A 23,174-nucleotide genomic window follows, 5' to 3' on the forward strand; every position below is an offset into this window, starting at 1 on the left:
TCAAAATAAAAAGGTGCGAATACGCATTGTATTCGCACCTTTTTTCGTTATCATATATAGTTAATAATTATTCTTCACTTTTTCATATGCCCTTCATATTCAGCAGCAAAATGCTTACACTTCTCATGCTCTTGTTGACGCTTTTTCTCAATTGCTAGGCGTTTATCTAATTTTCTTTCGTATTCAGCAAAACCAATGTGATGGGTTTGCTGCATTGCCTTTTCCATTTCTGAAGTGTAATTCATGTCTATTCCACTATTAATAGGGAATCATCCTTTCTTGTTTTTGACACTAATAAGCGTATCACAAGTTTATTTCCCTAAACAAAGTGAATTAAAACGCATTTATCCATTTATATAATAAATTTTCCTCTATAACTTTGCTGAAAAAATTCTGTTCCGCTTTTTACGATCATATCCTTCATTATTCTCCCAATTACAAAATTGTTTAAAAATTAAGGCTATCCCCTTAAAAAGAGATAGCCTTTGTCCATCATTATTTTTGATTCCCACTTACCGGTACAACTGCACCACCATATTCCTCTTCCATAAATTGCTGTATTTCATCTGAATGTAATACTTCCACTAGTTTATTTAATGCTTCATTATCTTTATTCTCTGCTTTCACTGCAACTACATTCACATATGGAGAATCTTCATCTTCTACCATTAATGAATCCTCTAGCGGATTTAAGCCAGCCCCAATTGCATAGTTTGTATTAATCACAACTAATGCATTCTCATCTGATTCATAAAAATCAGGAAGCATTGCTGGACCATAATCTGGCGAAAACTTCAGGTTCTTCGGATTTTCCGTAATATCATCAATGGTTGCTTCTGCTTTCTTTACATTTTCATCTAATTTTATTAAGCCATTTTTCTCAAATAAAGATAGTACCCGGCCATGATCTGCTACGGCATTACTCATTACAACTTCTGTTCCTTCAGGAATAGCTTCTAAGCTAGAAATCCCTTTCGAATAAACACCCATTGGCTCAATGTGAATCCCATCAATATAATCTAAATCATATCCTGTATCTTCAATTGTTTGTTCCAGATAAGGAATATGCTGAAAATAATTGGCATCAATTTCGCCATTTGCTAAGTCATCATTAGGAAGAACATAATCCTCATATTCTTCAATTTCAAGCGTAATTCCTTGTTCTTCAAGGATTGGCTTGGCTTGTTCAAGAATTTCTGCATGAGGAACGCTTGAAGCGCCTACTTTTATTGTATTTGGATCTGAAGAACCTTCTTCTCCTCCACATGCAGCTAAGATAATACCTAAACTAATAAAAAGTACGATTGAAGTAATTAGTTTTTTCATTGTTTTCGCTCCTCTTGCTTGTCTTATTTTTCTAACGCTTATCTAATTTTCGTGTAATAAAGTCCCCAAGGAATTGGAAGATAAATACGATGACCACAATAATAACGGAACAGATGAGTACGACATCAAAATCTCTTCGTTGGAAACCAGAATAATATGCATAACTTCCTAACCCACCTGCACCTATTGCTCCAGCCATAGCTGTGTACCCGATTAATGCAATTGCTGTTACCGTAATTCCCGAGATTAATGCTGGCATGGATTCTGGTAACAACACCTTAAAGATGATAGTACTTGTTTTGGCTCCCATTGCTTTGGCAGCTTCTACAACCCCTTTATCAACTTCACGTAAAGCAATTTCCACTAGCCTTGCATAGAATGGCGCAGAACCAATAATTAATGCCGGCAAAGCAGCCTTTGGCCCACGTATGGTACCCATTAAAAACTCTGTAAATGGAAATAACAATAAAATTAATATGATAAATGGAATCGCGCGAAAGATATTAACAAACGATGCTGTTGTGACGTTCAGTACTTTATTTTGCCACATACCGCCATTTCTAGTAAGGAATAATAATAAACCTAATAATATTCCAAATACGAAAGTTCCAATTAAAGCAATAATTGTCATATAAAATGTTTCATATGTTGCCGTCGTTAAGTCTTCTAATTTAAGATTTGGAAATAATTCAGTCAGCATCACGGACAACCTCCAATTCTACCGAGGTTTGTTCACGAATAAACGTAATCGCTTGGGTGACATCATCTGGATTACCACCCATTTGGATGAACAATGTGCCATAAGCCCCTGCCTGAGTTTGTGTGATTTTCCCCTGCAATATACTCACATCTACCTGATATGTTTTAATAATTTGGCTGATCAAAGCATCGTTGGTTGTTTCCCCAACAAAATGAAGCCTAATAATTTTCCCTTGCTCGTTGTTTTTAATTAATTGGTTAATATCATTATCTTCCTCGTCAGATCCCATTACCTGCTTCACAAATTTTTTGGTAACCGACTGCTGTGGATGCAAGAATACATCTAAGACATTTCCTTGTTCAACCACTTTCCCATTTTCCATCACTGCCACTTGATTGCATATTTTGCGAATGACATGCATCTCATGGGTAATTAAAATGATCGTTAGACCTAATTGTCGGTTAATATCCACTAATAAATCCAAAATCGCATTTGTTGTTTCTGGATCTAAAGCCGAAGTTGCTTCATCACATAATAGAACAGATGGTTTATTAGCTAATGCACGCGCAATTCCAACACGTTGTTTTTGGCCGCCGCTTAATTGTGAAGGATAGGACTGTTCTTTTCCTGAAAGCCCAACTAAATCAATTAATGAATGTACACGCTCTAAACGTTCTTCTTTCGATACACCTGCTATTTCTAATGGAAATGCAATATTCTCTTCCACCGTACGTGACCATAACAGATTAAAATGCTGAAAAATCATACCAATATCTTGTCTAGCTATTCTAAGATCCTTTTTATTCAATGCTGTCACGACTTGATCGTTAATAACTACTCGTCCATTCGTTGGTTCCTCTAAGCGATTGAGTAATCGAACGAAAGTACTTTTACCAGCACCGCTATAACCGATAACACCAAAGATATCTCCTTGATCAATCGAAAGGGTCAAATTATCGACGGCTGTTGTGTCTGTCTTGTTTGATGTAAAAATCTTACTCAAACCCTCTATCGATATCACATGTCTTCCTCCTTCATTTCAAACTATCTATTATTGTACCCTATAAAATAAATAAAAACGCCTTTCTGTAAGAGAACAGAAAGACGTTTGAAATTCGTCATTTCGTCCTCTCATCTGTCAAAGCTATGCTTCGCAGGAATTAGCACCTTTCGAATAAACTTCGTCGAAGGTTGCCGCGGTTTCATAGGGCCAGTCCCTCCACCGCTCAAGATAAGAGTAAAGAATCTATTTATTTTCGATAAACTAAATGTTAGCATGCCGTTATACCCATGTCAATGACTTTTCACTTATTTGTTTGCAAACATTTCAGGTTTGTAAGTTAGTAAAAAGTTATAGATGTTCGGAATATCTTTGAAAGCATAAACCTTTTCTATAATTTCACCATCTCTTTTTATACATAAACAAGGCACACTCTCAATTTGATGTTCTTGCATAAACTCTGGATGGAGGGATGCATTCATTTCATAAAAAATGTCTTCTTGATGCACCGACTCTATTTTTGAAAGCATCGTCCTTGCAAGATTACATGTTCCACAAAAAGGGGTAAAAATATAAAGCAGATAGTTATCCTGTTTCAGCTGATCATTCGTAATTAATTGCAAAATATCACCTTACTATATGAAATTTAAATCAAAAAGATCGGATTAACAGCGATCCGTTTGCTCACTAATGTTTGAGCAAGTATATTTTCAGGTGTTGTAGCTACTTCTCGGTATTCACTACTAATATAAATATGGTTAGCATGTGGTAATTCTCTAGCCAATTGTTTGCGTAACTTTATTCCAGATTCATCTTCATCCACTAGGATATAAACGTCTTTATAATCAAGTGCATAATCTTCTAAAAGTTGATCAAAACGTTCTACACCTAAAGTTCCATTTGTACAAATGATGGTTAGGTCTTCAGAAATCACCTTTTTAATCTGTTTCTTATCTGTCAATCCTTCTACAATGATTATTTTTTCTAATTCATCCGTTATCATCACATAGCACTCCTCAGAAAATCAAGCGACAGGTTTTCATATATTATATGATGAAAAACTGTTATTTAGTGATTGTTTTCATAATAAATGTACAAGTTCTGCTCTGAATAGAATCATTTTCTTCATTGTAAAAACAAGGCTGATTGCAATTGAATTGCATATCAGCCATTACTGTAACTAAATTTAATTAATCCTCGCTTATTATTTCTCCATAACCATCAGCAGATAATAATTCGTCTAACTCTGATTTTTGGCTTGGTTCTACTACTACCATCCAAGCTTTTTCGTAAGGTGACTCATTTACATATTCCGGGTTGTCCTCCAATTCTTCATTCACTTCGACAACCTTGCCACTAATGGGAGCATATAATTCTGAAACGGTTTTAACAGACTCTACACTTCCAAAGGGTTCATTGATCTCTAATTCATCACCTGGTTCAGGGAGTTCAACAAAAACAATATCTCCTAGTTCATCTTGGGCAAAATCCGTAATACCAATACGTACATTGCCATCCTCTTTTTTTACCCATTCATGTTCTTTTGTGTAAAATAATTCCTTTGGTAAGCTCAAAACAATCCCCTCCAATATATCATTCCACTTTCACTATACAAGTTTCCATGACATTTATCCAGCATTTCTTTTTAAATTTTTATAGCCAGTGATCTTGAAACAATTCTTCTTTAAAACCAACCGTTACTTTAGAGCCATCTGTAACAATTGGACGTTTTATTAACATCCCATCCGATGCAAGAATTTCTGCTATTTGTTCATTTGTTGCTTCTTTAATTTTATCCTTGATATGTTGCTCACGATATTTTTTGCCGCTCGTGTTAACAAATTTCTTGGCTGGAAGCCCGCTTTTTTGAATTAGATCAAGCAATTGTTCTTTACTAGGTGTCTCTTCAACGATATGTATCGGTTGATATGTAACCTGATTATCTTCGAACCATTTTTTTGCTTTTTTGCATGTCCCGCAATTTGGGTACCAGTAAAATATTACTTCCATATATAAACCTCCTAATCCTATATTGAGCATTATTATAGCAAACGAGCTGTGAAAAGATCGAGCAAAAGAGAGCAGCTATCCGTATTCTTTTTCATATGTCACATAAATCACAAATAAAATATCCCTTGCACTATGGCAAGGGATGAACAGCTCGATAAATTAAAGGACGTATTTTTCAGCCTCAATAATAGCACCGGCAATTTCACGTTTTTTCGTTATTACATTTGTTGGTGTATGTCTTGTTAATTTACGTAAAGAAGAAAGCATCATTCGTAAGGTGTCTCCCTCTTCAACAGCAATTAATGTTTCTTTTGCATCTGCTTCTATTCGGTTAAATGCTTCTTGTACGTATACTTGTGTGTATAGCAGCTTTTGTTTATTCTTTTCTTCACCCGTATGATTAATCGCTTTTTCGGTACGAAGAATTGCAGATTCCATATTATAAACCTCAGCCACCATGTCGGCAAGATTTACTAAGATTTCTTGTTCTTGCTCAATTTTTTGCATATATTTTTGAGCCGCAAGTCCAGCTGCTAATAGAATGATTTTCTTGGCATTTTTGAGTAAATGTTTTTCCTGTTCCAATGTTTCCGTTCCAACTTCTTCTGGCATTAACATCATTAATTCTTCTTGGAGCCCTTGTGCTTTCTGAAGTAAAGGAAGTTCTCCCTTCATTGCCTTCTTCAATAAGGTACCTGGCACAAGCAATCGATTAATTTCATTTGTACCTTCAAAAATACGATTAATTCGAGAATCACGATACATACGTTCTACTTCATATTCTTGCATAAAACCGTATCCACCGTGTAATTGGACTGCTTCATCCGCAACATAATCCAACAGCTCTGTACAAGTATATTTGTTCATGGAGCATTCAATTTGGTATTCTGCAATGGCACGAGCAACTTCTCTTCCATCATTTAATTGTTCTTGTGTTAACGAACCCATGCGTTGCTCAAAAAGTCCCACTGTACGATAAACAGCACTTTCATTTGCATATGTTTCCGATGCCATCGTAGCCAATTTCTCTTTCGTTAAAGCAAAGCTAGAGATAGGTGTATTAAATTGCTTTCGCTCATTTACATATTTTGTAGCTATTTCTAAGCCTCGCTTCGAACTACCAACACCGCCAATTGCCAATTTATAACGACCAACATTCAAAATATTAAACGCAATAACATGACCTCGACCTTTTTCTCCTAATAGATTTTCAATTGGTACTTCAACATCTTCTAATATTAAGGTTCGTGTAGAAGAACTTTTAATTCCCATTTTCTTTTCTTCTGGGCTTGTGGATACACCAGAAAATGCTCTTTCGACAATAAAAGCTGAGAAATGCTCTCCGTCAATTTTTGCATACACTATAAACACGTCGGCAAATGCAGAGTTGGTGATCCATTGTTTTTCTCCGTTTAAAATATAATGGGTGCCTGCTTCATTTAATTTTGCTGTTGTTTTTGCACCTAAGGCATCTGATCCAGAACTAGGTTCTGTCAACGCATAAGCAGCAAGCAATTCCCCAGATGCTAATTTAGGAAGGTATTTTTTCTTTTGCGCTTCGTTACCAAAAAACACTATCGGTAAGGACCCAATCCCAACATGAGCACCATGCGTGACAGAAAAACCGCCAGCACGTGAAAATTTCTCGGTGATCAAGGAAGAGCTAATTTTATCTAAACCCAATCCGCCGTATTCTTCAGGGACATCTGCACCCAGTAAGCCTAAGTCACCAGCTTTTTTTAATAGATCTACCGAATATTCAAATTCGTGGTTCTCTAAATTATCTACTTTAGGAAGTACCTCTCCGTTTACAAACTCCTCGGTTGTTTTAGCAATCATTTTATGTTCTTCTGTGAAATCCTCTGGCGTAATAATATCTTCTGCCGTTAAATCTTCTACAAGAAACCCGCCGCCTTTAAAAACTTTTTCTTTTGTTTCACTCAATATCATCTACCCCTTTTTGTTATTTATTGAAGAGAAAAGTTCCATAGTTAAACAAGTTCAAATACTCCAGCAGCTCCCATTCCACCTCCGATACACATGGTTACGACACCAAATTGTACGTTTCTCCGCTTCATCTCATGCATCAAACTTAATGTTAATTTTGTCCCTGTCATACCGAGCGGATGACCAAGAGCAATGGCACCACCGTTGACATTGACTTTTTCAACATCCAAATCTAACGCTTGAATCACTCTTACTGATTGAGAGGCAAATGCTTCATTTAATTCAAACAATCCAATATCAGATAGTTCTAAACCTGCAATCTTTAGAGCCTTTGGAATAGCAGCAATTGGGCCGACCCCCATAATCTCTGGTTCGACACCTGCCACCGCAAAAGAACGGAATTTAACCAACGGTGTTAACCCTTCCCCTTCTGCTTTTTCACGGTCCATTAATAAAACGGAAGCCGCACCATCACTCATTTGCGAAGAATTACCTGCAGTAACCGTTCCTTCTATATGGAAGGCTGGTCGCAGTTTTGCTAAAACATCTATGGTGGTACCTGGCCTTACTCCTTCATCTATTTGAAATGTCACTGTTTTTTCTTCTGGCTTATTATTTGTATTAATAAACCGATGGGTTACTTCTACTGACACGATCTCGTCTTTAAATTTCCCTTCCTCTAAGGATTTTGCTGCACGCTCATGACTGCGCACAGCAAACGCATCTTGATCTTCTCTAGATATGTTGAATCGATTGGCAACTTCTTCTGCTGTATGTCCCATTCCCATATAGTAGCCAGGAGCATTTTGCACAAGGGATGAATTTGGTTTAATCACGTGTCCTCCCATTGGAATTAAACTCATTGATTCTGCTCCACCAGCAATTATAGAATCACTTGCTCCTACCATAATCCGCTCGGCAGCATAAGCAATGCTTTGTAATCCAGATGAACAATAACGATTAATGGTTATACCTGGCACATCATGTTTTAACCCTGCAAGGCCAGCAATATTTCTGGCCATATTCATTCCCTGCTCTGCTTCTGGCATTGCACATCCAATGATGACATCGTCTATATTTCCATCGTAATCCCCTGCACGCTTTAACGTCTCTTTAATTGTTAATGCTGCTAAATCGTCTGGCCGTGAATGAGCTAACGATCCTTTATTCGCTTTTCCTACAGGGGTTCTTGCACCTGCTACAATTACTGCTTCCTTCACATCATTTCCCCCTTTGCTTTTAGTTACGTAACGGCTTCCCTTTTAATAACATGTGCTGCATACGTTGTTGGGTTTTTGGTTCCCCAATTAAACTTAAGAAGGCTTCTCTTTCTAAATCAAGCATGACTTGCTCATCGATTTCTGTACTATTGGTAATGCGTCCCCCAGACAATACATAGGCTAATTTTTCAGCAATTTTAAGATCATGTTCCGAAGCATAACCACTTAATTGCAATGACTTCGAACCAAGTAACATAGCTGCATAACCAGCATCACCAACAACTGGAATTTTTTCACGCATTGGCGCTTGATACCCTGCATTAGCCAATGCAAGGACATTCTCTTTCGCATCATGAAGTAAGTGATCAGGATTTACACTAATCTTGTCACTTTGATCTAAAAATCCATTTTCACGTGCCTCAGCTGCAGAAGTAGAAACGGTAGCCATCGCTATCTTTTCAAACACATCATTGGCAACTTTGCTAAGGTCAAAATGAATACCCTTTGGTAAATTACGAAGCTGCTTTAAATACAACTCCTTCGTACCACCACCACCGGGTATTAAACCAACTCCAAATTCAACAAGCCCCATATATGTTTCTGCTGAAGCTTGAATGGAAGCTGCTGGCAAGGATACTTCTGCACCACCACCAACTGCCATATTGAACGGAGCAGTCACAATCGGTTTATTGGAATATTTAATCCTCATGGCCATATTTTGAAATTGACGAATAACCATATCTAGTTCAAAGAAATTATCATCTTGTGCTTCCATTAGCATCATACCTAGATTAGCGCCAACACAGAAATTCTTTCCTTGATTTCCAATCACAAGTCCTTGATAATTTTCTTCTACTTCATCGATGGCTTCATTTACCATTTGAATAATATCTAGACCAATAGCATTGCTTTTGGAATGAAATTCTAATCCCGCAACTCCGTCTCCTAAATCTATCAAACTAGCACCCGCGTTCTTTTTTATAACCCCATTTATCTCTTTTAATTGCTTTAAATTTATCTCTTTCTTATTAAATGTTTTTTGTTTATAGGTTTCATTATCGTAATAATATACATTTCCATTATCCGATTTATAAAAGGATTCGTTCCCTTTTTCCAACATATGGATAATCCAGCTTGGAATCACTTCCCCTTCTACTTCCATTCGTTCAACCGATTTACGTAAACCGATTGCATCCCACGTTTCGAATGGTCCCATTTCCCATCCAAATCCCCATTTCATCGCATTATCAATGGCAACAATGTCATCGGCAATTTCCCCTGTAAGTTCTGCTGCATAAATGCACACGGGTTTTAGAATTGACCATACAAGGTCTCCTGCGCGATCTCCTTCGTTTGATATAAGCGTTTTCAATTTTCGGTGCGCGCCTTTTTCTTGGTTGGCCATCTCTGTTGCAGCTGTTTTTAATTTTTTACGATCCTCGTATTCTAGTGTTTCAGGGTTCAATTCATAAATCGTACTACCTGTTTTATCTTTTTTCTTCAAGAAAAATCCTTGACCAGTCTTTGCCCCTAGCCATCCATTTGCTTTCATTTTTGAAATAAATGCTGGAATGGCAAATACTTCTTTCTCCTTCCCATCGACTTGATCATAAACATTGTTGGCAACATGGATAAATGTATCTAAGCCGACAACGTCTAATGTACGAAAAGTTGCACTTTTAGCTCGACCTATCATTGGACCAGTTACCGAATCAACTTCCCCAATACTATAACCACCATTTAACATTTCTCTTACCGTTACTAACAATCCATACGTACCGATACGATTAGCAATAAAATTAGGAGTATCCTTTGTTTCAACGACACCTTTACCTAGAACATTTTCACCAAATCTTTTCATAAATGCTACGACTTCAGGATCTGTATCCTTCGTTGGTATAATTTCTAAAAGTTTTAAGTAGCGTGGTGGGTTAAAAAAGTGTGTCCCCAAAAAATGTTTTCGAAAATCATCCGAACAATCACTAGCCATTGCTTCAATCGAAATTCCTGAAGTATTGGAACTAATAAATGTACCTTCCTTGCGATATTTATCTACATCTGCAAATACCTTTTTCTTAATGGCGAGGTCCTCTACCACCACTTCAATAATCCAGTCTACATCCACTAGTTTATCCATATCGTCATCCATATTCCCAATTTCAATTAGATCAAGACTCTTTTTGGTTGTAATTGGAGATGGCTTCTGCTTTTTTAGTGCTTGCTTACTTTGTGCTGCTATACGATTTCTAACTACTCGATCATCTAAGGATAACCCTTTCTTTTCTTCTTCTTTGGTTAATTGCTGTGGTGCAATATCAAGCATAAGTGTTGGTATTCCAAGATTAGCTAAATGAGCAGCAATTCCAGACCCCATAACACCAGAGCCTAAAACAGCGGCACGCTTGATTGATTGCTTCATAGTTTATCCCCCAATCCATTTTGAATGAATACTCATTCATTTTTCTGCGAAAATAAAAAGATAGTTCCCTATCCACTTAATTATTACTATATAGTATTTACAGACTTTTCGCAATCCATAATTGAAAATAATTTTGTTGATCTTTACAAGACTTTAATACTGGGAATAGAGGTATAAAATCAAAATTAATAAATCTACTATTCTATGGAACCCATGCGGAATTCACTCAAAAGATAATCTGTCTACACGGCATGCAATTACGATACATAGACGAATCATCCAATAATCACAAAACGTGTGGTGGAGTGTACATATACTTCCGCCTTCGGTTACCTACTTTTGTTTGATGATTCCTCTTAATACAAACATCACATTCGCCGGTCGTTCAGCCAGTCTACGCATATTGTAACCAAACCAATCCTTTCCATACGGCACATATACGCGTACCTTATAACCTGCAGCAATTAGTTCGTTCTGTAAATCAATACGTATCCCATAAAGCATTTGGAATTCAAATTGCTCTCTAGGAATACGAAATTCTTTCTCACATTTTTTCACAAAATCGATAATGGCTTCATCATGGGTTGCAATCGCTGTATAATTTCCTTGGAGCAAATTCTGCTTAATAATCCTCCGGTAATTTTCATCGACATCTTGTTTATTTGGAAAGGCAACCTGTTCTGATTCTTTATATGCTCCTTTTACTAATCGAAGATACGGGTCATATGCATTTAAGTCTTCAATATCTGCTTCTACTCGATATAGATATGCTTGAAGAACTGTCCCAACGTTCTTATATTCACTTCTAAGCTCCTTGAAAATCTGTAACGTTTGCTCAGCTCGCGAAAAATCTTCCATATCGATGGTCACAATCAAGCCATGTTTCTTTGCAGCATTTAGGATGAATCGCATATTGTTCATTACTAGTTCTTGCGAAATATCTAATCCAATGGAAGTTAATTTTAAAGATAATTCAGCATCTAACCCCTCTTCAGCAAAAACATTTATTGCATGAATACATTCCTCCACGGCCGCTTTTGCCTCCGCCTCATTATCAATAAATTCTCCTAAATGATCGACCGTAACCGCAAACCCATCTTCATTCATTTGTTTAATTTTTGTTGAAGCCTGTTCTATCGTTTCACCAGCGACAAACCTTCCTGCCCCAAACTTAAATCCATATGATTTTGCTAATTTGGTTAACGTTCGATTATTTGATAAAAATAAGAAAAAGTTTCGCAATAGTTGATCCAACCATAATCCCCCCTTGAAACTTCCAATAATTCATGATTAAGCTTAGTTTACCATCATTAGACAAATGATGGCTATTATTTTCTCAAACTTACAAACTTTCTTTTATTCACATTATATGAGTCATTCACATACCTGTGTAGTAGATAGTCTAGCAACCTATATTTATAAAATCGTAATCGTTCCTATTTACATTTCGAAATGATTACGATAATATAATAAAAGACATTCACCTAAGGAGGAACATAATCGTGAAAAAGTTTGCAATTATAATAGTTATCGTCGGATTTATTCTAGCCGGGTGTTCCTCTAATGAAGCATCTACAAAGAAAAAATCCGATTTAACAATATATACTTCCATTTATCCCATTCAATACCTAATTGAACAAATTGGCGGAGATACAGTAAATGTGAAATCTGTTTATCCAGCAGGCGTTGATGCACATACGTATGAGCCTACTTCCAAAGATATTACTGCTATCGCTAAAAGTGATGCATTTATTTATATGGGAGCAGGTATGGAAGGATTTGCAGAAAGTGCAGCAGATGCCCTTTCCTCAGAGGATATAACCCAAGTCGAATTAGGGAAGCAGGATTCCCTCTTCCATTCTAATCATGAAGAGCACAATCATGCAGACGAAAGCAGTCATGACCATTCTCATGATGGTCATAATCACGGTGATCATGACCCACATGTTTGGTTAGATCCATTACGCATGGTAGAACTTGCTGAAATGCTGAAAGAAGAACTTATTCAATTAAATCCCGATCAACAACAAGCATATACAGAGAATTTTAATCAGTTAGAAGAACGTCTGACTAATTTAGATAACGACTTTAAAGAAACCTTAAATAAAAAAGAAAACAAACATATCCTCGTTTCTCACGCTGCTTACGGGTACTGGGAGGAACGATATGGGTTAGAGCAGATTTCCATTAATGGTTTATCTTCAAGTAGTGAACCATCGCAGAAAGAATTAACTAAAATTATCGACCAAGCAAATCAATTCCAATTAGATTATGTTGTTTTTGAACAAAACAGTTCAAATCAAGTGTCTGAAATTATCCAAGATCACATTCATGCGGAGGCAGTAACGATTCATAACTTGTCCGTATTAACAGAAAAAGATATTTCAAATAATGAAGATTATTTTTCAATAATGAAGCAAAACTTACAAGTACTTGATAAAATTACAAAGTAAAGCTGGGACTTATAGAAAGAAAGCATCAAATCCATTGATGCTTCTTTCATTTGTAATTGAAAGGAGTTAACGACATGACTGACGTCGTAGTATCTATGAAGAATATCAATTTTGCTTATGAAAATAAACAGGTGTTAGAAAACATAAATTTTTCGATACCAAGTGGTTCGTTTTTAGGTTTAATTGGGCCAAATGGTGGTGGTAAAACAACACTTATTAAACTTATTTTGGGATTAATTAAACCAAATTCGGGGTCAATTGCCCTTTTCGACCAGCCATTAGACAAATTCTCAGCATGGGATAAGATTGGCTTTGTCTCTCAAAAAGCCAATACATTTAACCGAGGATTTCCTGCTACTGTATTTGAAGTTGTATCCATGGGATTGACTGCAAAGGTCGGTTATTTCAAATTCTTTACTAAACATCATAAAGAACAAATCCAGCAGGCTATCGAGCAGGTCGGTATGCAAGCATATACCTATGAAAATATTGGTAATTTATCCGGTGGACAACAACAACGTATTTTTATTGCACGGGCATTAGTAAGTGATCCTCAATTTCTCATCCTCGATGAGCCGACAGTTGGTGTTGATCATGAAAATGTACACCGTTTTTACGAATTACTATATCAATTAAATCATGAACAAAACATTACAATGCTAATGGTGTCACATGATACGGGAACAATGACAGAACATGCTACGGATATTGCTTGTTTAAATAAGCAATTGCATTTTCATGGAAAACCAGATGAATATCATGCACTTACTGCAAATGATTTGTCACGAATTCATGGACATAACGTCAATATTGTTACACATGATCATTAAGTTGGAGGAAACCTTATGTTAGCAGATTTTTTACAATACGACTTTTTACGAAATACTTTTTTCACAGGAATATTAATCGGGATTATTGCACCATTATTAGGTACATTTATTGTGGTTAGAAGATTATCTTTAATTGCAGATGCCTTATCTCATGTTACACTAGCAGGTATAGCCTTTGGACTTTTACTCGAGAAAAAATTTGCTATTATGTTAAGTCCACTTTATAGTGGCATGGCCTTTTCCGTCCTAGGTTCTATACTTATTGAAAGGCTACGTGGACTTTATAAAGCGTATCAAGAAATAGCTATTCCCATTATCCTGTCTGGAGGCGTAGGATTAAGTGTCATTTTCATTTCACTAGCGGATGGTTTTAATACCGAGTTATTCAATTATTTATTTGGGTCCGTCTCAGCTGTGAGTCAAAATGATTTTTACACCATTGCGGGAATTTCGATTTTTATTATTATTATAATTGGGTTATTTTTTAAAGAGCTATTCACGCTTTCTTTTGATGAAGAACATGCGAAAATTGCTGGCTTGCACGCGAAATATATTCATTTATTATTTATTGTACTAACTGCTCTTGTAATTGCAGCATCGATTCGAATTGTTGGTGTGCTTCTTGTATCTGCCTTGATGACATTGCCAGTTGCTGCAAGTATGCGAATAGCTAAAGGATTTAAGCAAATGTTAGTTTTATCTATTGTATTTGGTGAATTAGCTGTTATTATAGGGTTAATCTCTGGGTATTATTTAAGTATACCTCCTGGCGGGACCATTGTTATGGTTTCAATTCTTATTTTACTCTTATCGATTGTCGCCAAAAAGTTAAAGAACTATAACAGAAGGAATAAAACCGTTAAATAAAAAGTGAGGGAAGCTGAATGAAGATAAATGAAGCGATCGAACTCTTGAAGCAAAAAGGATATAAAACAACAGGTAAGCGAAAAGAAATTTTAACATTTTTTGATAATGCTGATGGGTATCGAACTGCAAAAGATCTTATCCAACACTTAGAAGCGAGCTATGAAGGAATTAGTTTTGATACCGTTTATCGAAATCTGCATCTTTATAATCAAGTTGGTATTTTGGAAACCACCGAATTAAATGGGGAAAAACATTTCCGTATGAACTGTACTCATCACCATCACCACCATTTCATATGTAGGGATTGTGGAAAAACGAAGGAAATTGAAGTTTGTCCAATGGATGAAGTACAGCATTCACTTGCAGGTTATTCCATTGAAGGGCATAAATTCGAGATTTATGGCAGGTGCCCAGGATGCAGATTGGCTCTAACTTAAAAACCTATGCTTTAATCGGTTTAGGTGGTGCAATTGGTGCAATAACTAGACATGGTGTATCTATAATCATAACAGCAAAGGGATTTCCCTTTGCTACTTTATGCGCGAATTTAATTGGATGTTTTTTACTCAGTTTCTTTTTAAGTCAAGATGCAATTAGAAAAAAACTTTCCCCTGACTTGTTTGCAGCCATGAATATCGGCATAATTGGCTCTTTTACAACATTTTCTACTTTCGCAATTGAGACCATTGAACTTTGGCGTACAAGTGAATTAGCAGCAATGACATATTGTTTAATGAGCATCATCGGCGGATTAATAAGTTGTTTCCTTGGTTACACTGCCTCGCTTAGAAAAGTGAGGGAGCAAGGATGAATTGGTTACTTATTGCAGTTGGGGGGATTATTGGTAGTATTACACGCTATCAACTGTCGCTTTTAGCCAACAAACGATTAATTGGTACATGGACAGCAAATATAACTGGCTCTGCCTTATTAGGTGTTCTCCTTCACTACTATCTGGATGGCGTATTGCCTAGAGCAGGTTGGCTTCTGTTAGGTGTGGGATTTTGCGGCGCATATACAACATTTTCTACGTTTGGAAATGAATCACTACGATTAATATTAAAAAAAGAATTCAAACTTGCCATGGTTTATATTAGTACTTCTGTCCTTTTCTCACTATTCGCTGTACTGCTAATCCTTTATTTATTATAATTTGATGACAAACAAGGACTGTCCCTTAATACGGGACAGTCCTTGTTTGTCATGATTACCCAAATATTTCTTCTAATACCTTTGTTTCCTCATGATCAAGCATATTTTTATTAATGACATCATTAATTGGTTTATTCATTTGATCTTTAAATGCTTGAGTTGGTCCTGGTTCGCCAACCACATAGATTTTATCCCACTGATTATCCTTTGCTTGCTTATCTATTTTTGGTGCGATTTTTTTATACCAACGGTGTTTATTTGCATTAAATCTTGCATTTAAGTTATCTTTTTGAACAGTTGGATTACCTGGGCCCATGGCTGTTTTTTCACGCCAATCGTCGGTTTCTATATCCAATTCGTAGGACTTCTTATCTTCAATTTCATTTAAATAAGATTCGATTACCTTCACCTGGTTTTGTTGAACAAGAATAATACCCGACTTCGGATGTGCTTCTTCAAGACTTTTTAACTGATCTAATACTGGAGTTTCTTGCCAAAAGAAAGCCGTATCCAAACGCATTTGTACTCGTGCAGCAAACCAAACTTCTTCGTCAGCTGTTGCGAAAATAATAATGCCTCTACGAAATTCTTGCTCATTGCCACGAACAAATTTTTCTACCTTCTGTTTTACTAATTGAAAGCTTTTTAGCTCTTCTTTATTATTCGCCTCTTCCAAATACTGTTCAAAATTACGCATCCCATTTTTAAACTGGATTTTCCATTCTCCACCTTGTTGTTCAGGGTCGGAAGGGTCTGTATTTAAATACATGGTAAAAACCTTATCCGCTCCATCTCGTTGGATGGCTTCCAATTGTTTTAATTCTTTAGCTAAATCCATTATTATCGGCCTCTCCTTTAAGATTATTGCGTTTATTAATTACTGTTTATCCGATAACTATGAACGATAAACATATTTAGGAGATCAGCTTCAGTCCAATTGCCGCACAAAGAATCATGGCAATAAATAACAGTCGTCGCCAATCTTTTGATTCATTATAGAAAAACATACCTGCCAATGCACTGCCTACGGTACCAATACCAGTCCAAACCGCATAAGCAGTACTCATTGGAATTGTCTGCATGGCTATACTTAAGAGGGCAAAACTTAGAATGAATCCGCCAATTAACCAAGTAAAAGAGGTGATTGTTCGCTGTTGGTTTACTTTATTAATCCCCATTACGCCAAAAACCTCACTGACCCCGGCTGCAATTAAGAAAAACCAATCCATACTTACACCTCTTTTCTTTCTTTTTCAGTTGTAATCATTTTTAAGCCAATCACTCCAGAAAGCAAAAGCAGTATGAGTACGATTTTTGCAATCTGAAACGCTTCATTAAATAAAACAATTTCAAGAATAACTGTCCCAGTAGTTCCGATACCAGTAAATACAGCATAAGAAGTACCAATTGGCAGTCTACGAGATGCAATGATTAATAAATGCATACTAATATAAATCGCTACTATCGTTAGCAGCCAAGTTATCCAATCATTAGAGTGTTTTAAGCCAATAACCCATCCTATCTCAAACAGTCCGGCTAAAAAGATAATATTCCAATCCTTTTTCATTTGTATCACCTCATATAAGTAGCTTTTCCAAACTTTCAAGAATCTTTCAGGCATAAAAAAAGCCCGAGAAGATATCAACCAATTTCGATATCCTCCCGGGCTTTTGTCCCTCCGTGTACACGAATCACGTGCATTTTCTCTCGGACCAGTCCAAGCAAAAAAACTACTTGCGGAACCCTAGAAAATAATTTCTTGAATTCATTTTAGTATATCCATACATACGATGCTTGTCAATTTATAGTTTAGAACAATCGCTAAACCTAGGTTAATTTGACTTTCAAATAACTTTGGTTACACGCGGTATCAGCTATCCTTTGACTATCTTTACTTCTTTGATCTGGTATCCTTCCATTTCTTCTACGATAAATTGATAATTCTCATGGTGGATTGTCGTACCTTTTTTGGCATCCAGATTATTCAGAAATATCCAACCCCCAATCGTATCAATTTCTTCATCACCTAACTCTGTATCAAGCAAATTATTTACTTCCTCCAGTTGCAGTTTCCCAGAAACAATGTTCACATTTTCTTCTACTTTTTTTATCATTGGTTTTTCATGTAAGTCAAACTCATCCCGAATATCACCAACTATTTCTTCTAGTATATCTTCAACAGTTAAGAGACCAGCAGTTCCTCCATACTCATCATTAACAATTGCCATATGAATACGTTCTTTTTGCATCTTTAATAACACTTGCCTAATTGGTGTTGACTCTGCTACATGGATAATAGGCCTGATAAACGTATCAATGGATTGGGGGTTAGCCTTATCCATATAGTTGGTAAATAGCTCTTTAATATTTACCAGTCCAACAATATGATCCTTTTCCTCATCGGCAACTGGATATCTTGTGAACTGACCTTCTTGAACCACCCGAATATTGTCCTCATAACTATCTTCCTTAAAAAAGCAGATCATTTCTGTGCGTGGCGTCATGATTTCCTTTGCTATCCGTTCATCAAATTCGAATATATTCGTTACATATGTCATTTCTGACTGATTAATTTCACCGCTTTTATAGCTTTCGGATAAAATGAGTCGTAATTCTTCCTCTGAATGTGCCATTTCATGTTCTTTAACGGGTCTAAACCCAAACAATTGGATAAATAAGCGTGCAGAACCATTTAATAGCCAAATAAATGGATACATCAACTTATGAAATAGCATAAGTGGTCGAGCAAGATATAATGTAACAGTCTCTGCCTTTTGAATAGCAATTGTTTTTGGAGCTAACTCACCTAACACCACATGCAGGTAAGTAATCAGAACAAACGCAATCCCAAATGATAGAATAGAAGATACTGTTTCAGTTAGTCCTAATCTATCAAATATTGGATGTAACAATCTTTCGACAGTAGGTTCTCCTAGCCATCCCAGTCCTAATGCCGTTACAGTAATACCTAGCTGACAGGCAGATAAATAAGCGTCCAAATTATCGATTAATTTCTTAGCATAGACCGCTTGCTTATTACCTTCCGCAATTAAATGGTCAATACGTGTTGCACGAACTTTTACAATTGCAAATTCGGTTGCTACAAAGAATGCAGTAAGCAAAATCAATATAGCAACCAAAACTAAATTAACAATATCCAATTAGCATCCTTGTATCCTTTGGATACAAGGAATCCACCTCCTGTATGTCGATAAATAAAATTATCCGTCTGCAGGTGAGTCACCTACCATTAGTAAATATGCGAATGCTATTGCCTTCCCATGTGAATCACCTACCTGCCTTTTTTCTATATTCATTTTATCTTATTACCTATATTACGTCTATTATTACAAAAAACAGGTAAAGGAAAATGCCCCTTACCTGCTTTTCATTTATTTATTTTCTTCTTCCTTTTTCGTCTTCCGATAATCTTTATTGATCATCCGTAAGAAGGAGATCATCATAATTAATAAAATAACCGTAAATGGAAGTGCCGAAATAAGTGAAGCTGTTTGTAAGGCCTCTAAACCACCAGCCAATAACAATACAACAGCAATGGCTGTAATTAATACACCCCATACAATTTTAGTAAGTAGTGCAGGGTTTAGACTTCCTCTAGATGTCATCGATCCTAAAATGTATGTTGCTGAATCAGCAGATGTGACGAGGAATGTAAAAATCAAGAAGATCGATAGTAACGATAAAATTGTTGTAAATGGTAAATGTTGATAAGTCTCAAATAAGGCTACAGCAACATCTGCATTGACTGCTTCAGCAATGGATGTACCATTAAATAAATCGCTATAAAGTGCTGTTCCTCCAAATGCAGCAATCCATAAACAAGCAATTGCCGGAGAAACAACTAATACACCAACAACATATTGTCTAATACTTCTTCCCCTAGAAACTCGTGCAACAAAAGCACCAACGAATGGGGACCACGCTGTAGACCATGCCCAGTAAAATATCGTCCAATCCCTCACCCATGATTCACCAGAATAAGGTGTTAAACGCAAACTGTATTGAACAAAATTTGTAAAATAATCACCTAAGCCTAATACAAATGTATTTAAAATGAATACAGTCGGACCAGCTAAAAATACAAATACTAATAATAATAAACAAAGTCCTAGATTAATATTACTCAACCACTTTATTCCTCGATCCAACCCTGTACTGGAAGAAATTAAATATGTAATCAACATTACCGCAGCAATTCCTATTTGTACCCAAATAGAGGTAGGTACATCAAAAACAGATTTTAACCCTCCATTCATCTGCAGAATACCTAAGCCTAATGAAGTTGCCACTCCCATTACCGTTGCTATAACAGCTAACGAATCAATGGTATCTCCCAATACTCTATTCTTTCCGACCACCGGCTGGATGGAAGTAGATATTAAACCTCTTTCCTTCTTTTTAAACTGTAAATAAGCGATGACTAGACCAACCACTGCGAATACGGACCATTGGCTAATCCCCCAATGGAAGAATGCATATCCCATCGCAACTCTCGCCGATTCTTCAGACATCGATTCTAATTCAGGGAATGGTGTATTAAAGAAATGACTCATTGGTTCTGCTACACCCCAGAAAACAAGACCAGCACCAAATCCTGCTGAGAACAGCATCCCTATCCAGGTGAAAAATGAATATTCAGGCTTAGAATCAGCTGCTCCTAAGCGCATTTTCCCAAATTTGCTAAATGAAATCGCGATTAGAAATAAAATAAAGACAAAAACTGCCAGTAAATAAAACCAGCCAAAATTATTCGTCGTGAAATTAAATAATGTATTGGCCACTTCCCCAAATTTTTTGGGTGTCGTTGCGCCAATAACTACTAAAAGCAATACAATAAACGCAGATACATAGAACACTGGGTTCTTAAACGAGTTATTATTTTTCATAACATATCCTTTCTATCGGTTTTTATGTCTCGCGTTGTTCAGGTGCCAGGAGTACATTTACATATACCCCAACTACTATTCAATAAACCTTTCGCCAATATTGAAAATATCACAAGTAAAGACTTCTTTTCTTCATCGTATGTTGTTCTGTATTTAAAAATTAGTATTGTGAAAATCCCCCTCAAATAAAAACGAATCCACCTCATTTCTATTGGACGGGACTTCACGTTGCTGCAGCCCTTCAGAGAGCCATTCCTTTTCCCCTTGATAACCGATAGCTACAATGGCATGTATTTCAAAATTATCCGGAATTCGCAATGCTGCTTTTGCTTTCTGTTTATGAAAACCAGCCATTGCATGTGTAATAATTTCTCTTCGTGCTGCCTCCAAAGCTAAGCAAGCCCAAGCTGCACCCGTATCAAACGCATGTGTAGGATTATGCCCGCCAAATTTTTGCTCATCCATTTTAGAGATCACCGCAGCTAAAACAGGTGCGTGCTTACACCAAATCGTATTTGAATCGTGAATAAACGATAAGAACGCTTCTTTATCCGCTTCATTTCTTGCAATAACAAATCTCCAAGGCTGAACATTTGCTGAAGATGGGGCCCATCTTGCTGCTTCAAATAAGCCTTTTAAATCATCATCTGGTATTGCTCTGCTTAAGAAAGATCTTGGAGACCAACGTTTTGTATAGATCGGGTCAATATCATATACAGGTTTTCGAATAGCGTCCTTCAACAACAAAACCTCCTTTTTAGTTTTTAAAAACATATAATTTTCATTATAAATGAAATAACATACTTTTCAAAACCTTCCATATAGAAGAATCAGCTGAAGCTTTTTAATAGACAAAACGATAGCTTCTCTCTATTTTAGATGATGATGTTACAAATCGATGGAATGTACCGAAAATAGAACGAGTTAAAAGAGAAGCAGCTATGATACGATGATGTTTTCGGATTATTAACCTTGTTTATCTAATAAATACTTAACAAAACATAACTGAGCACGTAAAATATAATGGTTAGGAGTGATGACTTTTGTATCTTGAACAACAAGAACCAGTATTGCACAATCCGACGGGAAAAACGCGTGTGGGACTAGCACTGCTACTCGGTCTGCTCGCATTTCTAGGACCACTCAATATCGACATGTATTTACCTAGTTTCCCTGGAATTGCACAGGATTTAAATACCAGCGCTACATTGGTGCAAACCAGTTTAACTGCATGTTTGCTCGGACTTGCTGTCGGTCAATTAATTGTTGGACCAATTAGTGATGCACAGGGAAGAAAGAAGCCATTATTAATTGCTACTAGTCTGTTTGCATTAACATCTATTCTCTGCGCATTTGCACCTAATATTGCGATATTAATCGCAGTACGTTTTTTGCAAGGATTTACCGCCTCGGCAGGAGTTGTTCTTTCACGCGCTGTCGTACGAGATGTGTTCAGTGGTAAAGCTCTAACGAAATTCTTTGCACTGTTAATGGTTATTAATGCTGTTGCCCCAATGATCGCACCTATGGCCGGTGGTGCAATTCTCTCTTTTGAGTCTGGAAGCTGGCAAAGCATCTTTTTATTTTTAAGTTTCATTGGCATCTTGATTGTAGCTGTTGTCGCCATGAAATTAAAGGAGACCCTACCACCAGAGAAAAGGATACCAAGTTCACTTGGTGCAACTGTTGTAACCATGGGAAGCTTACTGAAGGATCGTTCGTTTATTGGCTATGCACTGGTCGTTGGATTTGTACATGGAGGAAGCTTTGCTTATGTATCGGGAACACCATTTGTATATCAGGATATTTATGGGGTATCCCCACAAACGTTTAGCGTACTATTTGGCATAAATGGGCTGGCAATTATTACAGGGAGTTTTATTATCGGACGTTTTGGTGGAATAATTCCAGAAAAAAAACTACTTCAGACAGCCATCACGATTGCGTTAACAGCAACATCCATACTGCTTGTCATGGCAATAATTGAAGGACCACTAACATCCATTGTCATATTAATCTTTATATATATGATCACAATCGGAATGGTTATTACAAGTACATTTACCCTTGGAATGGCCAAGCAGGGACACCGTGCAGGAAGCGCAAGTGCCGTCTTAGGTATGCTACCGTTATTGCTCGGTTCAATATTCTCACCACTTGCTGGTATTAATGAAGCATCAGCTGTCCCGATGGCAGCTATATTATTTACTACTTCCCTGATTGGCTTTACAGCTTTCTTCTTGCTAGTTAAAAAAGAACATACAAAGATTGAATTAGATGATTAAGTAGAAGCTGATCCCCAAATTTTATTAGGATCGCGCGGGGATCAGCTTAAATTAGTCG

At 36.7% G+C, this 23,174-nt stretch carries 25 protein-coding genes and 2 riboswitches; of the genes, 7 read left to right on the forward strand and 18 right to left on the reverse strand.

Going from position 1 to position 23,174, the window contains the following annotated elements; genetic code table 11:
* Nucleotides 1-74: 74 nt before the first annotated feature.
* The 12 genes from M948_RS43415 to M948_RS24460 form a co-directional block, all read right to left on the reverse strand.
* Nucleotides 75-245, reverse strand: a complete 171-nt coding sequence (locus M948_RS43415) for a hypothetical protein (protein ID WP_021288972.1) — start codon at nt 243-245, stop codon at nt 75-77.
* 250 nt (nt 246-495) lie between these two features.
* Nucleotides 496-1,326: a MetQ/NlpA family ABC transporter substrate-binding protein gene (locus M948_RS24410; RefSeq protein ID WP_021288973.1), complete on the reverse strand. Its 831-nt coding sequence runs from the start codon at nt 1,324-1,326 to the stop codon at nt 496-498.
* 31 nt (nt 1,327-1,357) lie between these two features.
* Nucleotides 1,358-2,026: a methionine ABC transporter permease gene (locus M948_RS24415; protein WP_021288974.1), complete on the reverse strand. Its 669-nt coding sequence runs from the start codon at nt 2,024-2,026 to the stop codon at nt 1,358-1,360.
* Nucleotides 2,016-3,047 (reverse strand): methionine ABC transporter ATP-binding protein, encoded by a 1,032-nt coding sequence (locus tag M948_RS24420; protein ID WP_021288975.1) that lies wholly within the window; start codon nt 3,045-3,047, stop codon nt 2,016-2,018. Before M948_RS24420 ends, M948_RS24415 begins: the two co-directional genes overlap by 11 nt.
* Nucleotides 3,048-3,154: 107 nt before the next feature.
* Nucleotides 3,155-3,264, reverse strand: a riboswitch (SAM riboswitch).
* A gap of 70 nt (nt 3,265-3,334) precedes the next feature.
* Entirely contained in the window at nt 3,335-3,649 is a 315-nt protein-coding gene (locus M948_RS24425; RefSeq protein WP_021288976.1) for a thioredoxin family protein, read from the reverse strand.
* Nucleotides 3,650-3,672: 23 nt separating this feature from the next.
* Nucleotides 3,673-4,029, reverse strand: a complete 357-nt coding sequence (locus M948_RS24430; RefSeq protein WP_021288977.1) for a toprim domain-containing protein — start codon at nt 4,027-4,029, stop codon at nt 3,673-3,675.
* A 187-nt stretch (nt 4,030-4,216) separates the two neighbouring features.
* Nucleotides 4,217-4,600 carry a glycine cleavage system protein GcvH gene (gcvH, locus tag M948_RS24435; protein ID WP_021288978.1) on the reverse strand — a complete coding sequence of 128 codons (384 nt, stop codon included), beginning with the start codon at nt 4,598-4,600 and terminating at the stop codon, nt 4,217-4,219.
* Nucleotides 4,601-4,679: 79 nt separating this feature from the next.
* Nucleotides 4,680-5,036, reverse strand: coding sequence for an arsenate reductase family protein (locus tag M948_RS24440; protein WP_021288979.1), 357 nt, complete (start codon nt 5,034-5,036; stop codon nt 4,680-4,682).
* A gap of 159 nt (nt 5,037-5,195) precedes the next feature.
* On the reverse strand, nt 5,196-6,980 hold the full coding sequence (locus M948_RS24445; RefSeq protein ID WP_021288980.1) for an acyl-CoA dehydrogenase family protein: 1,785 nt from the start codon (nt 6,978-6,980) through the stop codon (nt 5,196-5,198).
* A gap of 47 nt (nt 6,981-7,027) precedes the next feature.
* Nucleotides 7,028-8,203, reverse strand: a complete 1,176-nt coding sequence (locus tag M948_RS24450; RefSeq protein ID WP_021288981.1) for an acetyl-CoA C-acetyltransferase — start codon at nt 8,201-8,203, stop codon at nt 7,028-7,030.
* Between the two features lie 19 nt (nt 8,204-8,222).
* Nucleotides 8,223-10,622 carry a 3-hydroxyacyl-CoA dehydrogenase/enoyl-CoA hydratase family protein gene (locus M948_RS24455; protein WP_021288982.1) on the reverse strand — a complete coding sequence of 800 codons (2,400 nt, stop codon included), beginning with the start codon at nt 10,620-10,622 and terminating at the stop codon, nt 8,223-8,225.
* 333 nt (nt 10,623-10,955) lie between these two features.
* Nucleotides 10,956-11,876 carry a proline dehydrogenase family protein gene (locus tag M948_RS24460; protein ID WP_021288983.1) on the reverse strand — a complete coding sequence of 307 codons (921 nt, stop codon included), beginning with the start codon at nt 11,874-11,876 and terminating at the stop codon, nt 10,956-10,958.
* A gap of 248 nt (nt 11,877-12,124) precedes the next feature.
* Here M948_RS24460 and M948_RS24465 point away from each other — a divergent pair, with 248 nt between their 5' ends.
* The 6 genes from M948_RS24465 to M948_RS24485 all read left to right on the forward strand — a co-directional run bounded on the left by M948_RS24465 (nt 12,125) and on the right by M948_RS24485 (nt 15,924).
* Nucleotides 12,125-13,075 carry a metal ABC transporter solute-binding protein, Zn/Mn family gene (locus M948_RS24465; protein ID WP_021288984.1) on the forward strand — a complete coding sequence of 317 codons (951 nt, stop codon included), beginning with the start codon at nt 12,125-12,127 and terminating at the stop codon, nt 13,073-13,075.
* A gap of 74 nt (nt 13,076-13,149) precedes the next feature.
* Entirely contained in the window at nt 13,150-13,905 is a 756-nt protein-coding gene (locus tag M948_RS24470) for a metal ABC transporter ATP-binding protein (RefSeq protein ID WP_021288985.1), read from the forward strand.
* A gap of 15 nt (nt 13,906-13,920) precedes the next feature.
* Entirely contained in the window at nt 13,921-14,772 is an 852-nt protein-coding gene (locus tag M948_RS24475; protein WP_021288986.1) for a metal ABC transporter permease, read from the forward strand.
* 17 nt (nt 14,773-14,789) lie between these two features.
* A complete protein-coding gene (locus M948_RS24480; RefSeq protein WP_021288987.1) occupies nt 14,790-15,209 on the forward strand; it encodes a Fur family transcriptional regulator in 420 nt (139 codons plus the stop codon).
* Complete coding sequence (gene crcB / locus M948_RS42705) at nt 15,188-15,583, forward strand: fluoride efflux transporter CrcB (protein WP_051739042.1); 396 nt, start codon at nt 15,188-15,190, stop codon at nt 15,581-15,583. Before M948_RS24480 ends, crcB begins: the two co-directional genes overlap by 22 nt.
* Nucleotides 15,580-15,924 carry a fluoride efflux transporter FluC gene (locus M948_RS24485; RefSeq protein WP_021288989.1) on the forward strand — a complete coding sequence of 115 codons (345 nt, stop codon included), beginning with the start codon at nt 15,580-15,582 and terminating at the stop codon, nt 15,922-15,924. Before crcB ends, M948_RS24485 begins: the two co-directional genes overlap by 4 nt.
* Before the next feature lie 55 nt (nt 15,925-15,979).
* Here the strand turns inward: M948_RS24485 and M948_RS24490 are convergent, their stop codons facing one another.
* From M948_RS24490 to M948_RS24515, 6 genes are all read right to left on the reverse strand, one after another.
* The gene (locus tag M948_RS24490) at nt 15,980-16,762 is read right to left on the reverse strand and encodes a VLRF1 family aeRF1-type release factor (RefSeq protein WP_021288990.1); all 783 of its coding nucleotides are present in this window, start codon (nt 16,760-16,762) and stop codon (nt 15,980-15,982) included.
* Nucleotides 16,763-16,838: 76 nt separating this feature from the next.
* Nucleotides 16,839-17,153 (reverse strand): DMT family transporter, encoded by a 315-nt coding sequence (locus tag M948_RS24495; protein WP_021288991.1) that lies wholly within the window; start codon nt 17,151-17,153, stop codon nt 16,839-16,841.
* A gap of 2 nt (nt 17,154-17,155) precedes the next feature.
* Nucleotides 17,156-17,491, reverse strand: coding sequence for a DMT family transporter (locus tag M948_RS24500; protein ID WP_021288992.1), 336 nt, complete (start codon nt 17,489-17,491; stop codon nt 17,156-17,158).
* Nucleotides 17,492-17,581: 90 nt separating this feature from the next.
* A riboswitch (guanidine-I (ykkC/yxkD leader) is annotated at nt 17,582-17,683 on the reverse strand.
* Nucleotides 17,684-17,798: 115 nt separating this feature from the next.
* Nucleotides 17,799-19,085 carry a hemolysin family protein gene (locus M948_RS24505; RefSeq protein WP_021288993.1) on the reverse strand — a complete coding sequence of 429 codons (1,287 nt, stop codon included), beginning with the start codon at nt 19,083-19,085 and terminating at the stop codon, nt 17,799-17,801.
* 231 nt (nt 19,086-19,316) lie between these two features.
* Entirely contained in the window at nt 19,317-20,831 is a 1,515-nt protein-coding gene (locus M948_RS24510) for a BCCT family transporter (RefSeq protein WP_021288994.1), read from the reverse strand.
* A 153-nt stretch (nt 20,832-20,984) separates the two neighbouring features.
* Entirely contained in the window at nt 20,985-21,605 is a 621-nt protein-coding gene (locus M948_RS24515; protein ID WP_051170017.1) for a nitroreductase family protein, read from the reverse strand.
* Nucleotides 21,606-21,874: 269 nt separating this feature from the next.
* Between M948_RS24515 and M948_RS24520 the strand changes: the two genes are divergently transcribed.
* Entirely contained in the window at nt 21,875-23,116 is a 1,242-nt protein-coding gene (locus M948_RS24520) for a Bcr/CflA family efflux MFS transporter (protein WP_021288996.1), read from the forward strand.
* Nucleotides 23,117-23,174 lie beyond the last annotated feature (58 nt).

Source organism: Virgibacillus sp. CM-4 (genome assembly GCF_000445495.1).
Classification (GTDB): Bacteria; Bacillota; Bacilli; order Bacillales; family Amphibacillaceae; genus Virgibacillus; species Virgibacillus salexigens.

What these genes read in the sequence shown, in the direction of transcription:
- M948_RS24410 (WP_021288973.1), bottom strand. Translation starts at nt 1,326, where the DNA reads ATGAAAAAACTAATTACTTCAATCGTACTTTTTATTAGTTTAGGTATT.
- M948_RS24485 (WP_021288989.1), top strand. Translation starts at nt 15,580, where the DNA reads ATGAATTGGTTACTTATTGCAGTTGGGGGGATTATTGGTAGTATTACA.
- M948_RS24515 (WP_051170017.1), bottom strand. Translation starts at nt 21,605, where the DNA reads ATGTTTTTAAAAACTAAAAAGGAGGTTTTGTTGTTGAAGGACGCTATT.
- M948_RS24470 (WP_021288985.1), top strand. Translation starts at nt 13,150, where the DNA reads ATGACTGACGTCGTAGTATCTATGAAGAATATCAATTTTGCTTATGAA.
- M948_RS24510 (WP_021288994.1), bottom strand. Translation starts at nt 20,831, where the DNA reads ATGAAAAATAATAACTCGTTTAAGAACCCAGTGTTCTATGTATCTGCG.
- M948_RS24440 (WP_021288979.1), bottom strand. Translation starts at nt 5,036, where the DNA reads ATGGAAGTAATATTTTACTGGTACCCAAATTGCGGGACATGCAAAAAA.
- M948_RS24430 (WP_021288977.1), bottom strand. Translation starts at nt 4,029, where the DNA reads ATGATAACGGATGAATTAGAAAAAATAATCATTGTAGAAGGATTGACA.
- crcB (WP_051739042.1), top strand. Translation starts at nt 15,188, where the DNA reads ATGCAGATTGGCTCTAACTTAAAAACCTATGCTTTAATCGGTTTAGGT.
- M948_RS24475 (WP_021288986.1), top strand. Translation starts at nt 13,921, where the DNA reads ATGTTAGCAGATTTTTTACAATACGACTTTTTACGAAATACTTTTTTC.
- M948_RS24415 (WP_021288974.1), bottom strand. Translation starts at nt 2,026, where the DNA reads ATGCTGACTGAATTATTTCCAAATCTTAAATTAGAAGACTTAACGACG.
- M948_RS24480 (WP_021288987.1), top strand. Translation starts at nt 14,790, where the DNA reads ATGAAGATAAATGAAGCGATCGAACTCTTGAAGCAAAAAGGATATAAA.
- M948_RS24500 (WP_021288992.1), bottom strand. Translation starts at nt 17,491, where the DNA reads ATGAAAAAGGATTGGAATATTATCTTTTTAGCCGGACTGTTTGAGATA.
- M948_RS43415 (WP_021288972.1), bottom strand. Translation starts at nt 245, where the DNA reads ATGAATTACACTTCAGAAATGGAAAAGGCAATGCAGCAAACCCATCAC.
- M948_RS24490 (WP_021288990.1), bottom strand. Translation starts at nt 16,762, where the DNA reads ATGGATTTAGCTAAAGAATTAAAACAATTGGAAGCCATCCAACGAGAT.
- M948_RS24455 (WP_021288982.1), bottom strand. Translation starts at nt 10,622, where the DNA reads ATGAAGCAATCAATCAAGCGTGCCGCTGTTTTAGGCTCTGGTGTTATG.
- M948_RS24495 (WP_021288991.1), bottom strand. Translation starts at nt 17,153, where the DNA reads ATGGATTGGTTTTTCTTAATTGCAGCCGGGGTCAGTGAGGTTTTTGGC.